This window comes from Clostridium sp. DL-VIII (assembly GCF_000230835.1).
Taxonomy (GTDB): domain Bacteria; phylum Bacillota; class Clostridia; order Clostridiales; family Clostridiaceae; genus Clostridium.
Window position 1 is genome coordinate 2079082 of record NZ_CM001240.1, and the last position, 13587, is coordinate 2092668.

Sequence of the window (13587 nt, forward strand, 5' to 3'; positions counted from 1 at the left end):
AGTTACTTGGGCTTTAGAGTTTTTTAAATATGGACAATATAAAGAGGTGTATGTATGTCTGATAATGAAAATAAGTATACGTTGAAAGTTGCAGAAGCATTAGTAAAGGATGTTGGAAAGGCAATAGTTAGGATAGATCCTAAGGATATTATTAAAATCGGGGCAGCTATAGGGGATATAGTAAAATTAACAGGAAAAAATATAGCAGTTGCAAGAGTATTGCCAATTCATCAACAATATAAAGGACAAGGCTTAGTGCAAATGGACGGCATACTAAGGAAGAATGCAGGTGTTGGAGTTGATGAAAATATTGAGATAGAGCTAGTTAGCTCTAAAAATGCAAATGTGATTGAACTTAGCTCTATTAGTAAGAAATCTAATACATTAAATAATGAAGATTTAAAACATATAAAGAATGCTATGGAAGGAATACCTGTATTTAAAGGAAACACTTTACGTGTTAAACTGTTAGGTTATTCGTATCAGGATTATACTGTAATATCTACAGAACCTGAAGGAGCAGTAACAATAAATGAAGCTACAATTCTTAAAGTCAAAAAAGAGGGGATAATTAGGAAAGAAAATGGTGTTTCTTATGAAGATATAGGTGGACTTGAATCTCAGATAGAAAAGATTAGAGAAATGATAGAACTTCCATTAAAATATCCAGAAGTTTTTGACAGGCTTGGCATAGAGGCACCTAGAGGAGTGCTTTTATATGGATCACCAGGTACAGGAAAGACATTGATTGCGAGAGCAGTAGCCAATGAGACTAATGTATTTTTTATTCATGTAAATGGTCCAGAAATTGTGAATAAATACTATGGTGAAAGTGAAGCAAAACTTAGAGAAATATTTGAAAATGCGAGCAATAATGCGCCAAGTATTATTTTCTTAGATGAAATAGATGCCATTTCGCCTAAGAGAGAAAATTCAAATGGTGATGTGGAGAAAAGAATAGTAGCACAGCTTTTAGCATTAATGGATGGGCTTAAAGATAGAGGTCAAGTAATAGTAATTGGAGCTACAAATCTACCTAATTCAATTGATCCGGCGCTTAGAAGGCCAGGAAGATTTGATAGAGAAATTGAAGTTGGTATACCGGATAAAAATAGCAGATTGAAGATTTTAAATGTTCATACTAGAGATATGCCCCTTAGTGAAACCGTTGAATTAGACAAACTGGCAGAATTAACTCATGGATTCGTTGGCGCTGATTTGCAGGCTTTATGCAGGGAAGCAGCCATGACAGCTCTTAGAAAAATTTTTCCTCAAATAGACTTTTCTACTTCTAATATACCATATGATAAGATTTCAACTTTAAAAGTAACTATGGATGATTTCTATAAATCTCTTCAAGATATTGAGCCTTCAGCTATAAGAGAAGTTTTTGTAGATATACCAAATGTAAGATTTGATGATATAGGAGGCTTACAGAACATAAAGGATGAAATAACCAGATCAATTGTATGGCCAACTCAATATGAAGAGTTATATAAGAAATTTGGATGCAGAGCTCCTAAAGGGATTATTTTTCATGGACTACCTGGTACTGGAAAGACACTTATGGCAAAGGCTATTGCATCTTTGAATAATGCAAATTTTATTTCAGTAAAAGGTCCTGAACTCTTATCAAAGTGGGTAGGCGAATCAGAAAAAGGGTTAAGAGAGATTTTTAAAAAGGCAAAACAAGCAGCACCTTGTGTCATTTTTTTTGATGAGATAGATTCTATTGTGCCAGCAAGGGGAAGAGTATCAGATGGAAGTGCTACTGAAAGAATGCTTTGTCAAATGCTAACAGAAATAGATGGAGTAGAAGACTTAAACGGTGTTTTAATATTAGGAGCTACAAACAGACTAGATATAATTGATCCGGCATTATTAAGACCTGGAAGATTTGGGATGACTTTAGAGTTTAAAGAACCAACTCTTGAGGAAAGAATAGAAATACTTAAAATTCATTTAAAGGGAAAGCCAATTGCTGATGATGTTGATCTAATTGAACTTGCAGAGGCCACTGACGGCTTTACAGGTGCAGATATAATGGAAATATGCCAAAAAGCGGCTTTAGAAGCTTTAGCAGATTATATATATAATGTTGAAACTGATGATTCAAATGAAAAACCAGCAGTCATTAAATATGTACATTTTAAAAATATAATCAAAAGTAGGTGATTAAATGACAGCATTTGGAAAGTATATCTATTGCTTTATTAAAGAAAAGGAAAAGGTGAATTTTGGAAATTCAAAACTAGGGAATTTAAATGCACCTGTTTATACAATTCCATATAAAGAAATATCTGCGGTTGTGAGTGAAGTTCCAATAATTGATTATGATCCAACTAGAAAGAATATATTGGCTTATGAAGAGATTATAATTAGAGTTATGAAAGAGCACACTATTCTTCCGGTTGCTTTTGGAACAGTTGGGAATAGCAAGAAAGATGTAGAAAATATTATAAGTAATAATTATAATAAATTTCAAGAACACTTAGAGTTTTTTAAGGATAAAATGGAAGTTGGACTTACGATAAAATGGAGTAATGATTATTTTAATGATGATATAGAAACCGAGGAAATAAAAAAATTAAAGAAGATTGTTGAAGGAAAAGATGAAAATAAAGTATTAAACGAAAAGATACAATTAGGAAGATTAGTTCAGGAGTCAATATTCTCAAAACGTAAAGAGTATAATGATAGTATTTATGAGCCTTTAAAAAAATTAAGTGCAAACAGTAATATTAAAGATAAACTTCCTATTAAGACTGTACTTATTTCTTATTTTTTAATCAATAAATCTATGGAAGATGATTTTGATAAAAAAGTTGAGGCCTTAGCGGATAAATATAAGGATAAGTTACTTTTTAATTATACCGGACCGTGGCCACCATATAATTTTGTTGATATAAGCATTAATATGAGTTAGGATAACTTTAACATGTTGAAGTAAAAAACGGAAATATTTAGTATTGTTTTCTGGGGTAATAAAAAAGCAGATAAAATTATTTGCCTATTTTACGCCATATTGTGTCAACAAGTTATGCTAATAGTTTTGCTATGAGCATAGCTTGTTTTTTGTTTTTAGAGTCTTAAAAAGTACAATTTAATATAAGTTATATTGCTTTAAATAGTGATTATGGAGGAAAGCGTATGTGGTTTTTTAACAGGATAATAGATGTGTTTGATGTTATATATAAAGAGGGCGAAAAAGAAATGTTAGATGAAGGCAAATACAAGGAAATGCTTAATGAACTATATGAAAAGCTGGATAGTGGCGAAATAGATGAAGAAACATATGAAAAGATAGAAGGAGAATTACTCAATATATTAAGAGAAATAAGGGAATATAAAAGAGAGAATCAAATAGTAGATTAGAAAGTGTAATATTTAGTAAAGTATTTGAATATAGATACTGTGAGATTTAAAAAAGGAAGCGATAATATGATAGAGGCGAGTCGAGACAAAAATGAAAGAGGAAGTTTGGTAGATGTAATTGATAGACTTTTAGATAAAGGATTAGTAATTAATGCAGATATAACGGTGTCTGTAGCAGGAGTAGAATTGTTAGGTGTTAAAGTAAGAGCAGCTCTTGCTTCATTTGCTACTGCAGCAAAATATGGGCTTGAATTTCCATCAGGTACTAATACAGAAACAGCTGCATGGAAAGAGACACAAGCCGGCATAGAAACATGTCCTCAATGTGGTAAAGAAGTAAACAAAGAAGAGTTGCTTGATGAATGCTGTCCATGGTGTGGATGGGTTAGTGCAAAAGCAAAGAGAGGTTTAGAAGAAAAACAAAAAGCAGTGATACCAGCTTCTAATTAATAGCAGAAAAATAATATTTCTTATGAATGTTAATACCATATGAAATGAAAAGGAGAGTAATATGGAAGAACAATCAAAAAAAAATATAAAATTTTTTATGGATTCTTTAGATGAAAAAAGTAGAAAAATATTATGGTATTTTAGGTGGCATAAACATTGTAGACTCTCCAAATTAGTTAAGCTTATAGATGCTTCTACTGATATGGAGGTTTTATATATTTTGAAAGAAATAATAAATGCTACAGCGCAGGAACTATTAGGAAGGCCAATACTTGAATTTAATGAATCAAAGATAGATCACTTTACTGGTGAAAAAATACTTTTCAGCTGGTGGTTATTAGATTATCCAGAAGATGAAGAGTTATTAGAGATGGGAAAAAATGAACCATTAGCGGATGTTTTCGATGAAGGGGATCAAATAGTTGTTGTTTTTGATATATCTCCATCTATACAAGTACTTGAAGACAAGGTGAAGATAGAACAACGCAATGGTATATTAAGCATTCGATTAGATAAGGTATCTCAAAAAAGTCACTAGACATATTGAGATACAGGCATTTCATGCATCACTGTAAACTTAGAAAATTTAAACAATGGAAAGAGGAAAGATATGGCGCTTGATATAAACGAGGATAATTTAAAACATGGATTATTAGGATTAATAATGGCCTTGCTCGAAATAATTAGAGATGCTTTAAAGCACCAAGCTCGAGCAAGAATTAAAAGTGGAATTTTAACTGAAGAGGAAATAGAAAGACTAGGAAGTGCACTTATGGAGTTAGACATAGCAATTGAGGAAATAAAAGAAGAACAGGGGATCACTGAATCTGTTAAAGGTGTTAGAGATGGACTAGATGAAATTGTGGATAGTGTTGTAGATAGACTTCTTAATCCAGAGAGATGGGAAGATGAAGTTGAATAAAATATTAGAAAAAAGGCAGGAGAAATTATGGAGTATATTTATATAGCTTTGATTTTACAGGAACTTGGAAAAGAAATAAATGAGATAAATATACAAAAGGTGCTTGAGGCATTGGAAGTTGATGTGGATGATAGTAAAATTCAGCTAATGATTTTAACATTGGGTATGTTTTCAGGTAAGAACATAAAAAAAAAGAGAAAAGTTGATAAAATAGATGTCTTAGGAAAGCTGGCAAATTTAGAAAATAAATTTGAGGTTGTACAAAATTCTATAAAAAAGGCAGATAAAAAAATTAATAAGTTCAATAAAGAACAGATAGATGATACTGAAAATAAAAAACACGAGGAAGAAGTTAAAGCGCCGATAGAATTTAAACATATTGAAGTGGCAGAGAACAATATTCCTATAAATGAAAGTATTCTAGAAGATGAAGTTAATGATGAAAAAACGGCTTTATATGTTTATGGGATAGCAGACAAAGGAGCACCAGAAAACTTCGGAGAAATAGGACTTGATAAGGCTGAAGTGTGCACTATACAATATAGAGATATGTGCATAGCAGTCCATAGATGTTTACCAGAACCATATCAATCAGAGGACAATGAGGTAGTAAAGAATTGGCTCTTTACTCAGCAGGAAGTTTTAGATGCCATATGGGAAAAATATGGAGTAGTACTTCCTATGGGCTTTGATATGATTATTGAAGGAAAAAGTGGAAGGAGCTCTAGAGAAGAATTAAAAGTATGGATAGATGAAAATTATGATGATTTCCATCAAAAAATAATTAAACTTAAGAATAAAAGAGAATACGGAGTTCAAGTAATGATTGATACAGAAGATTTAAGTACAAAACTTTTAGAAACAAATGAAGAGCTTATGAGAAAAAAGAAAGAAATAGATGCGATGCCTCAGGGAATAGCCTATATGGAGAGGGAACAGCTCAAAGATTTAGTTAAAGAAAAGATTGAGGAAACAGCTGATTCATATTTTAAAGAATTTTATAGCATGGTAAAGGCATGCACAGAAGATATTGTAATAGGAAAGACTAAAAAAGTTGAAGGAAACAAACAGATGATTATGAATTTATCTTGTTTGGTTAGAACAGATAAGGTCGCAAAATTAGGTGAAGAGCTTGAAAAAATAGAACATAAAGATGGTGTATCAATAAGATTTAGTGGGCCATGGGCACCTTTTAGTTTTGTTACACCGGAAAAAAGGGGAGAAGAATGAATAAAATTGACATAGATAAAGGTGAAAAAATTATCTTATGGTCACAAGGTTCATTGTGGGTAAGAGATTCTTGGAGGCAAGGTTATTTTTTTCTTACCAGCAGACGTATAGTTTTCAATAATGTAGCTAAGAAAACACTTGAAATTAAGCTAAATAACATAATAAAGCTTGGAATTGAGAAGAGGGTATGGATTTTAGGAATAAGGATAAGGCAGTTATGTATAGACTTCGAAGATGAGCAAGGAAATAAGCGGGCATTTATAGCTTTAGGAAAACCTAAAACATGGAGCAGTGCAATTAAGGATAGCATGACACTATCCATAGCAGAGAGGGGAATTTTTAATGGAACCGACTCGGAGTCCGCAGACAACACTTACTGACTTATTAGATAGAATTCTTGATAAAGGTATTTTATTGGATACAGATATAATAATATCTGTATCAGGAATACCATTACTTGGTGTGAATCTAAAGCTTGCCTTAGCTGGTATAGAAACAATGCTTGAATATGGAATTATGAAGGACTGGGATGAAGCTCAACGTGCTATAGCTGCAAAAGAAGAACGAGAATCTGCCCCTCCTCTAACAGCTGATGAATATGTTATTTTCTCTACATTTGGAACTCATTGGTATAGTAAGGGAATATATGAATGCTGGAGACCTGGAACTATATATATTACAAACAAACGATTGCTTATGTTTAGAAAACTACCAGCTGAAATTTTATTTCAAACAAATTATGAAGATATAAAGGCAATCGACATCAAAGAGAAACCACATTATACAGGTATAGACAGAAAGGAAATTTATCTTTTGTTAAAGGAAGATGAGGTAATGCCTTTGCACTCAAATGATGTTGAAAAACTAAAGGAAGCAATAGAAAACACATTAAAAACAAAGAGAATTATTTTGGAGAATAATATTGCTGTTCCAGATAAAAAAGAACCAATTGGGGAGTACTTGCAGAAAGAAGAAAATTTAATTGATGATGATAAATTATGGTATTTGATGTCTGAGAAAGTTAACGGGAAAGTTGAAAATCAGTGGAAAGCAGGTCACTTGTATCTCACCGATAAAAGGCTGTGCTGGTGGTATGAGTTTGATAAAAAAATGCTTTTTGATCTTCAGACAGATAAAATTATTAATGTAACTATAGAAGGTGGCGCTTTAGGAAATACATTAGTAGGAGAAAAATCTATTTTTATATTATATCGAGATAAAGATAAAAATAAGGTGGCATGCTTCTCGGGTAATGACGAGCTTATAGCAAAGTGGAAAAAAATTCTTGATGAACAAGTAAAGGAATATGAATCACCACAAAATATCGAGACTTGTCCTAGATGTGGTAAGAAAGAAAATAGAGATAAGCTGTTAAAGGAAGGATGTCCGCGATGTGGATGGGTAAGTCATAGAATTAATAAAGCAAGGCTTTAATAATTTTTTGATTTCTATATATTATATAAAAATTAAAGAATTTCTAAAGCTGAAAGCTAAATATATAGCTTTCAGCTTTTAATAATATGAGGTAAATTATTTTTTAGAATCAAAGCTGGAACATCTTGTTTCGGAATATAATTGAGAGCCATAACCGGATACGCTTATAGAGTTTAATTCGCAAAGTTTATTGTAGTTATGAGTACAACTTTGAACATTACAGGTTAAAGAATCACATTGACCACTTGAATTTGTATTATCAGTTAAATTGCTGTAATGAGCTTCATTTAAGAATGATCCGCAACAGGTTCCTCGTTCTGTACTTGCAGACATTCCACCAATATCAACTCTATTTGAATAGCATAGGCCAGATTTATTATGTGAACAATTGGTTACATCACAACTGATTTTTTCCATAAAAAACACACTCCTTAATATAAGTTTAATTTAGTTATAATATTACTTGCTAAAATATCTATCAAGTAAGCCTTTAAAAGCTTTTCCATGTCTTGCTTCATCCTTACACATTTCATGAACTGTGTCATGGATTGCATCTAAATTATTTTCTTTGGCTAATGTCGCAAGTTTCTTTTTACCTTCACAGGCTCCATATTCAGCTTCAACTCTAGCACTCAAATTAGACTTAGTATCAGGGGCTACAACTTCACCTAAGATTTCTGCAAATTTGGAAGCATGATCAGCTTCTTCGTAGGCAATTCTTTTGTAAGCTTCGGCTACTTCAGGATAACCTTCACGGTCAGCTTGACGAGACATTGCCAAATACATACCAACTTCAGTGCATTCTCCAGTAAAATTAGCTCTTAATCCTTCTAACAACTCATCGCTGACGCCATTTGCAACTCCAATTCTATGCTCGTCAGCAAAATTTAATTCATCAGTCATTTCTTTAAATTTGTCAGCACCAGCCTTGCATATTGGGCAAATTTCTGGTGGTGTATCACCTTCATGGATATATCCACACACAGTACAAATAAATCTCTTCATTTAAAATTCCTCCATAAACCATTATTGTATTTTTAGGATTTTATTCTGGTCATTATATAACCTTAAATTAGTATTACCATTTGAAATCAAATTATTAGTGTTTATTTAATTTTTTAGAACTTAGAAAGTAACTATATAATGGACTTTTTCATAGCATAATTAATAAACAAAATTATTTTAATTAGCATAGCCGATTAAGATACAATGGGGGATTAAAAAATGAGAGGAATTATTTTAGCAGGTGGCTCCGGAACCCGCCTTTATCCAGCAACAAAAGCAATATCAAAGCAAATGATACCAGTTTATGATAAGCCTATGATTTATTATCCAATGTCAGTATTAATGCTTTCTGATATTAAAGATATTTTAATTATCTCAACTCCTAGAGATATTGAAAGCTTTAAGGAGTTATTTAAGGATGGAAAAGAATTTGGATTAAATATAGAATATGCTGTTCAAGAAAGTCCGAGTGGTCTTGCTGAAGCATTTATTATAGGAGAACAGTTTATAGGCAATGACAACGTTGCAATGGTGCTTGGAGATAATATTTTTTATGGGCAAAGTTTTTCAGAGCATTTGAAAAGGGCTGCAAGCCTAGAGAAAGGGGCATATATATTTGGATATTATGTTCAAAACCCTAAGGCGTTTGGAGTTGTTGAATTTAATGACAGTGGTAAGGTTATTTCTTTGGAAGAAAAACCAGAAAAGCCGAAATCTAAATATGCAGTGCCAGGACTTTATTTTTATGATAATTCAGTAATTAAAAAGGCTAAAATGCTAAAGCCGTCAGCAAGGGGAGAATTGGAAATAACAGATTTAAATAAAGCTTATATGGATGAAGGAACATTAAAAGTTGAATTGCTAGGAAGAGGAATGGCCTGGCTTGATACTGGAACACATGCATCTATGCTTCAAGCTTCTAATTTTGTTGAAGCAATTCAAAATACGCAAGGAATATATGTAGCGTGTCTTGAGGAAATTGCTTATAGAAAAGGATGGATAACATCTGAAAAAGTTATGGAAATTGCTAAATCATTAATAAAAACTGGATATGGAAAATATTTAATGGAAGTGGTAGAGGAATTTTAAGAGTTCTAGAAATGAAGTTAGAGGTGAAGAAATGGGTAATTTTAATTTTTATGAAACAGAAATAAGTGGAGTATATATAATAGAACCTAGGATTTTTTATGATAACAGAGGATATTTCATGGAAATATATAATAAGAAACATTTTGAAAAAGCCGGACTTAATATGAATTTTGTTCAAGATAATGAATCTAAATCTACTAAGGGAGTTTTAAGAGGACTTCATTTTCAAAAGAGGTATAGCCAAGGAAAACTTCTAAGAGTCACTAAAGGAGAAGTTTTTGATGTTGCAGTAGATTTGAGAAATGATTCTAAAACTTATGGAAAATGGACAGGAATTATTTTAAGTGAGGAAAACAAGAAACAGTTTTATATTCCAGAAGGTTTTGCTCATGGATTTTTAGTATTATCTGATGAGGCTATATTTAATTATAAGTGTACAAATTTTTATGCACCAGAATATGAGGAAGGGATAATATGGAATGATTCTGATATAAATATAAAGTGGCCTATAGATAAGGTAGAAAATATAATTTTATCTGAAAAAGACAAAGCAAATCAAAGATTAAGTGAAGTAGACCTAAGTAAATATCCAGATTATAATATATTTACTAAAGAGGTGTAATTAAATATAGATAGAATAAAGGAGTTAGTAGAATGAAAACTTACTTAGTTACAGGCGGCGCAGGTTTCATAGGATCGAATTTCATTTTATATATGCTGAATAAGTATAAAGAAATTAATATAATCAACGTAGATAAACTGACTTATGCAGGTAATTTAGAAAATCTTAAAGAAATAGAAAACGACAAGAGATATAAGTTTATTCAAGGAGATATTTGTGATAAGGTGTTAATTGCAGATATTTTCAAAAAACATGAGATTAGTTATGTTGTTCATTTTGCAGCAGAATCTCATGTAGATAGGAGCATAATGGAACCAGAGATATTTGCCAAAACAAATGTATTAGGTACGGTTAATATGCTTAATTGTGCAAAAGATGCATGGGAGACAAAAGAGGGATTTAAAAATGGAGTTAAGTTTCTGCAGGTATCAACTGATGAAGTGTATGGGTCATTAGGACCTGATGGATTTTTTTTTGAAACAACACCACTAGATCCACACAGCCCGTATTCAGCAAGCAAGGCGAGTTCGGATTTAATGGTTAAAGCATATTATGATACCTATAAAATGCCAATAAATATAACAAGGTGCTCAAATAATTATGGACCATTTCAATTTCCGGAAAAATTAATACCTTTATTAATTAATAATTGTTTAAATCATAAAAATATACCTGTCTATGGAGATGGGATGAATATAAGAGATTGGCTTTTCGTTAAAGATCATGCTAAGGCTATTGATATGGTCATTAATAATGGACGAGTTGGGGAAGTCTATAATATTGGAGGTCATAATGAAAGGACCAATATTCAAATAGTGAAGACAGTTATATCATATATAAACAAGAATGTGGATCAAAAGGTAACTGAAGATTTAATAAAATATGTTAAAGATAGAAAAGGTCATGACAGAAGGTATGGGATAGCTCCAGATAAAATAAAAAAAGAATTAGGCTGGTATCCTGAAAGTAGCTTTGAAGTTGGGATTAAAAAGACTATTAAATGGTATTTAGATAATAAAGAATGGATGAAAAATGTTGCCTCCGGTGATTATAAACAATACTATGAAAAAATGTATAAACAATAATTAAAGAAAATCAAATTTAAGCAGAAAAGAGCGTTTTATCATGAGATTAAGCGTTCTTTTATTTATATCAGCAGAGGTTTCATATATAGTCTCATTTATGATATTTTAATATATGATATAATTTATTTAGACAATTTAATTGTATAGATACAAGGAGGAAGTTTTACTTGAACAATTTTGAATACATATTATTTGACTTGGATGGAACACTTACTGATTCAGGAGAAGGAATAACAAAATCTGTCCAATATGCTTTGGAGTACTTTGGTATATCGGTAAATGACCTTAAGGAACTAAATAAGTTTATTGGACCACCTTTAAAGGATTCTTTTAAGAATTTTTATAATTTTGATGATGAAAAAGCAGAGCTTGGAATGAAAAAATATAGAGAGCGCTACGCAGATAAGGGTATTTATGAGAATAGCTTATATGATGGAATAATAGAGCTTTTAGATACCCTTAAAAAAAATAATAAAAAGATTATTCTTGCTACCTCAAAGCCTGAAGTATATGCAAAACAAATATTAAAATATTTTAAAATAGATAATTACTTTGAGTTTGTGGCAGGAGCTGATTTTGAAGAAACTAGAGTAAATAAGGGTGATGTTATAAAATATGCATTACAAGGAGCCGAGATATCTGATTTATCAAAGGTTATTATGATAGGAGATAGGGAACACGATGTTATTGGTGCAAAAGAAAATAACATTAAAGTGATAGGCGTACTTTATGGATATGGAGACGTAGTAGAACTTACTCAAGCTAGGGCGGATTATATAGCAAAGGATCCTCGTCAATTATTGAATATGCTTATATAAAGGATTTAATTAATGAAGAAATATATATGAAAAGTAAAGATAAAATCATTTTACTTTTCATATATTTCTTTTTATGCGCTCAATTTTAAATAGGTATTAGACATGCAAATTCATGAGTTTTTGGCTTTATTTGCAAATATATTAAATAAATTGTAATATATTTATAGTTAAATAATTTTGAAGTAAAGGGGAGAAAAATGAAATGATAAGGAAATTAATTTTATCTTTATTGATTACGGTATCAGCAATAGGTATTACATCTATAGGAGCTTCAGCAGAGTGGAAACAAGATAAATATAAGAAAAATTGGAACTGGGTAGAAAAGGGCGTGCAGGCAAAAGGATGGAAGTATATTGGCAATAACTGGTATAACTTCGGAGATAATGGAAATATGGTAACTGGGTGGAAGGAGGATAATGGAAATTGGTATTATTTCTGGTCAAATGGAATGATGGCTAATAAATGCTGGTTATGGAATGGAGGATTTTGGTATTATTTTGATGCAAACGGTAAACTAGTATCAGATTCAGCTACAGTTGAAAACAAAAAATACGATTTTACAGCTCCTGCAATTATAACTAGTGAAACTACAACAGGAACAAGTGTAGTATATGATAACAATTAAGAGCTATAATGAAATTTAAGTTTTACTCATAAGTATTTAATGAATTGAAAAAAATAGGCAGGCGGATTGACTTGTTGTTTTTGAATAATGCCAAAAGAAGGTGCTAAATGAGAGTAATGACATTTAATCTAAGACGGGATAGTTTTTTTGATTTTAACAATAGCTGGGATATGCGAAAAGATATGGTTTATTATCTTATGAATGAGTGTGAGTGCGATATTATTGGAATTCAGGAAGTTAAGTATAATATGTTTATGGATATAAAGAAAAACGTTAAGAGATATAATATTATTGGAGAAGCACGCAGTAAAAAAATCTCTTCAGAAAGAAATAACTTTTTAATTTCCGAAAAGTATACTATACAAGAGCAAAATACATTCTGGTTGTCTGAAACTCCTAGCAAAGTTGGGAGTCGCATATGGAAATCATATCTGCCTAGAATATGTACAATGGCTGTGGTAAAGCTTGATGAAAATAAAAAAATTAGAATTTGTAACTCTCATTTAGATAATTTTTTCCCGCAGACTAGAGAATATCAATTAAAAAAGCTCATGGAGCTTATAGAGAGGGAAGAGAAAAGAGAAAAGCTTCCTATTATATTAATGGGTGATTTTAATGACACTCCAGATAGCAAGCTTATAAAAAATTTTAAAGACGGAAAATTTTCAAGAAAAAAATTAACACCAGTACAAGATATAAATGAAGTTTTATATAATGAAGCCACAAGGGACAAATTTAAAAGAACTAAAAGAGGAGTTCATATTGATTACATATTTGTATCAGAAGAAATAGAGGTAATCAGTGCGGAAATAGTTAAGTATAACATTGATGGGAAATATCCGTCGGATCATTATCCTTTAATGGCGGACATAAAAATAAAGTTGTAAAAATAATATTGTTCTGTAAAAAGCATTTAATCATTGAGATTAAGT

General features: G+C 31.3%; 17 protein-coding genes. 15 read left to right on the forward strand and 2 right to left on the reverse strand.

The genetic code is table 11. The annotated features are described in order from the left end of the window. Nucleotides 1–54: 54 nt before the first annotated feature. The 9 genes from CDLVIII_RS09495 (at nt 55) to gvpJ (ending at nt 7411) form a co-directional block, all read left to right on the forward strand. Complete coding sequence (locus CDLVIII_RS09495; protein ID WP_009169234.1) at nt 55–2175, forward strand: CDC48 family AAA ATPase; 2121 nt, start codon at nt 55–57, stop codon at nt 2173–2175. Between the two features lie 4 nt (nt 2176–2179). Continuing rightward, nucleotides 2180–2926, forward strand: a complete 747-nt coding sequence (locus tag CDLVIII_RS09500; protein WP_009169235.1) for a GvpL/GvpF family gas vesicle protein — start codon at nt 2180–2182, stop codon at nt 2924–2926. Between the two features lie 224 nt (nt 2927–3150). Next, nucleotides 3151–3375, forward strand: coding sequence for a gas vesicle protein GvpG (locus CDLVIII_RS09505; protein WP_009169236.1), 225 nt, complete (start codon nt 3151–3153; stop codon nt 3373–3375). Nucleotides 3376–3414: 39 nt separating this feature from the next. Further along, nucleotides 3415–3825 carry a gas vesicle protein gene (locus CDLVIII_RS32475; RefSeq protein WP_278245905.1) on the forward strand — a complete coding sequence of 137 codons (411 nt, stop codon included), beginning with the start codon at nt 3415–3417 and terminating at the stop codon, nt 3823–3825. Between the two features lie 61 nt (nt 3826–3886). After that, on the forward strand, nt 3887–4363 hold the full coding sequence (locus CDLVIII_RS09515; protein ID WP_009169238.1) for a hypothetical protein: 477 nt from the start codon (nt 3887–3889) through the stop codon (nt 4361–4363). Between the two features lie 72 nt (nt 4364–4435). Next, nucleotides 4436–4747: a gas vesicle protein GvpK gene (gene gvpK / locus CDLVIII_RS09520; protein WP_009169239.1), complete on the forward strand. Its 312-nt coding sequence runs from the start codon at nt 4436–4438 to the stop codon at nt 4745–4747. A gap of 27 nt (nt 4748–4774) precedes the next feature. After that, on the forward strand, nt 4775–5977 hold the full coding sequence (locus CDLVIII_RS09525) for a GvpL/GvpF family gas vesicle protein (RefSeq protein ID WP_009169240.1): 1203 nt from the start codon (nt 4775–4777) through the stop codon (nt 5975–5977). Further along, the gene (locus CDLVIII_RS09530; RefSeq protein WP_009169241.1) at nt 5974–6357 is read left to right on the forward strand and encodes a hypothetical protein; all 384 of its coding nucleotides are present in this window, start codon (nt 5974–5976) and stop codon (nt 6355–6357) included. Before CDLVIII_RS09525 ends, CDLVIII_RS09530 begins: the two co-directional genes overlap by 4 nt. Then, nucleotides 6320–7411: a gas vesicle protein GvpJ gene (gene gvpJ, locus CDLVIII_RS31165; protein WP_009169242.1), complete on the forward strand. Its 1092-nt coding sequence runs from the start codon at nt 6320–6322 to the stop codon at nt 7409–7411. The genes CDLVIII_RS09530 and gvpJ overlap by 38 nt, the downstream gene beginning before the upstream one ends. 96 nt (nt 7412–7507) lie before the next feature. Here gvpJ and CDLVIII_RS09540 read toward each other — a convergent pair whose 3' ends face one another. Then, entirely contained in the window at nt 7508–7828 is a 321-nt protein-coding gene (locus CDLVIII_RS09540) for a DUF1540 domain-containing protein (protein ID WP_009169243.1), read from the reverse strand. 42 nt (nt 7829–7870) lie between these two features. After that, the gene (locus tag CDLVIII_RS09545; protein ID WP_009169244.1) at nt 7871–8416 is read right to left on the reverse strand and encodes an NADH peroxidase; all 546 of its coding nucleotides are present in this window, start codon (nt 8414–8416) and stop codon (nt 7871–7873) included. 219 nt (nt 8417–8635) lie between these two features. On the opposite strand from CDLVIII_RS09545, the gene rfbA reads away from it, so the two are divergent. From rfbA to CDLVIII_RS09575, 6 genes are all read left to right on the forward strand, one after another. Beyond that, the gene (gene rfbA, locus CDLVIII_RS09550; RefSeq protein WP_009169245.1) at nt 8636–9505 is read left to right on the forward strand and encodes a glucose-1-phosphate thymidylyltransferase RfbA; all 870 of its coding nucleotides are present in this window, start codon (nt 8636–8638) and stop codon (nt 9503–9505) included. A gap of 31 nt (nt 9506–9536) precedes the next feature. After that, entirely contained in the window at nt 9537–10127 is a 591-nt protein-coding gene (gene rfbC, locus CDLVIII_RS09555; RefSeq protein WP_009169246.1) for a dTDP-4-dehydrorhamnose 3,5-epimerase, read from the forward strand. Nucleotides 10128–10159: 32 nt separating this feature from the next. Then, on the forward strand, nt 10160–11212 hold the full coding sequence (rfbB, locus tag CDLVIII_RS09560) for a dTDP-glucose 4,6-dehydratase (RefSeq protein WP_009169247.1): 1053 nt from the start codon (nt 10160–10162) through the stop codon (nt 11210–11212). Nucleotides 11213–11379: 167 nt separating this feature from the next. Then, complete coding sequence (locus tag CDLVIII_RS09565; RefSeq protein WP_009169248.1) at nt 11380–12030, forward strand: HAD family hydrolase; 651 nt, start codon at nt 11380–11382, stop codon at nt 12028–12030. A gap of 202 nt (nt 12031–12232) precedes the next feature. Beyond that, a complete protein-coding gene (locus CDLVIII_RS09570; protein WP_009169249.1) occupies nt 12233–12655 on the forward strand; it encodes a cell wall-binding protein in 423 nt (140 codons plus the stop codon). 107 nt (nt 12656–12762) lie between these two features. Next, entirely contained in the window at nt 12763–13542 is a 780-nt protein-coding gene (locus tag CDLVIII_RS09575; RefSeq protein WP_009169250.1) for an endonuclease/exonuclease/phosphatase family protein, read from the forward strand. The last annotated feature ends 45 nt before the right edge of the window (nt 13543–13587 follow it).